The organism is Candidatus Viridilinea mediisalina, assembly GCF_002532535.1.
GTDB classification, from domain to species: Bacteria; Chloroflexota; Chloroflexia; order Chloroflexales; family Chloroflexaceae; genus Viridilinea; species Viridilinea mediisalina.
Genome location: NZ_NQWI01000299.1, coordinates 1 through 915, shown reverse-complemented (window position 1 = coordinate 915; position 915 = coordinate 1). Strand labels below are relative to the sequence as shown.

General features: G+C 58.9%; 1 protein-coding gene. It reads right to left on the bottom strand.

The genetic code is table 11. The features are described from left to right. Positions 1 to 120: 120 nt before the first annotated feature. Positions 121 to 840 (bottom strand): hypothetical protein, encoded by a 720-nt coding sequence (locus CJ255_RS22145; protein ID WP_097646216.1) that lies wholly within the window; start codon positions 838 to 840, stop codon positions 121 to 123. Between the last annotated feature and the right edge of the window lie 75 nt (positions 841 to 915).

Genomic DNA, 915 nt, shown 5'->3' with positions numbered 1-915 from the left:
AAATCTGGCATATCTATCAGGTCTAGCCCGTGCCGCGACACCGGATTAATTTCTGGAACACCATAAGTCGGCACTCCAACAGTAAAGCTGAAAGGCTGTTTCTGAAACCCTCCCTAACAACTAAATCAACTCAAGGATGCGTTGCACCAACGCACGGTCAAGTGGGTCGAGTTGCGCTGTAAGTTGCGCTGGATCGCGTGTTCCAGCCCAGATAGCGCCAACCGGGGCGCGTAGGCACCAACCCTTGCGCTCCAATTCTTCCAAGGTAGCCTCAAGCGCCCCCTGTTCACGCCGATCACCGCGTGCCACAGTGGCAATTGCTTCCAGCAGCGGAGCAAACTGGCGCAGGGCTTCTGCCGCATCATCAGCCGCCGCGTCGTCCGTCTGGATGACGCCAGCAGCGGCGAGCCGTTCAAGCACCACTTGGCGCTCGGCCAGGCTCAGTGCATCAAGTGCATGCTGCAACGCCGCACCATCACCGCGCTCAAGGGCAGCACGCACTATGGTGGGCATACTCTCTAGCAATTCAGCACTCAAGCCACTATGGGCATCTTCGGCAGCAAAACGGTGGCGCTCGGCAAACTCTTCAAGGCCAATTTGGTGAAAGAGTGCGGCAGCCTGCTCAAGGTAGGGCCGCGCCAGATCGGGGCGTCCGCGCCGTCGTAGCGCCCAGCCATAGTTACCCGTCTGGGCCGCAGCCGCATAATATTCTCCGGCGCTCCAATAGTGGCGCACCGCTTGGTTGAGCAGAGCGGTTGCCTGCGGCAAATCGCCATGCTCCAACAACGCCCGCCCACGGGCGATCAAGGCATCGGCCTCAGCTTTGAGGTCTGTTGACATGATGGGGGTCTAATCTCTTGCTTTGGGGCGGAAGACATGTGCAGCGTTATTCTATCATAAAATGCGCGGTGGGGC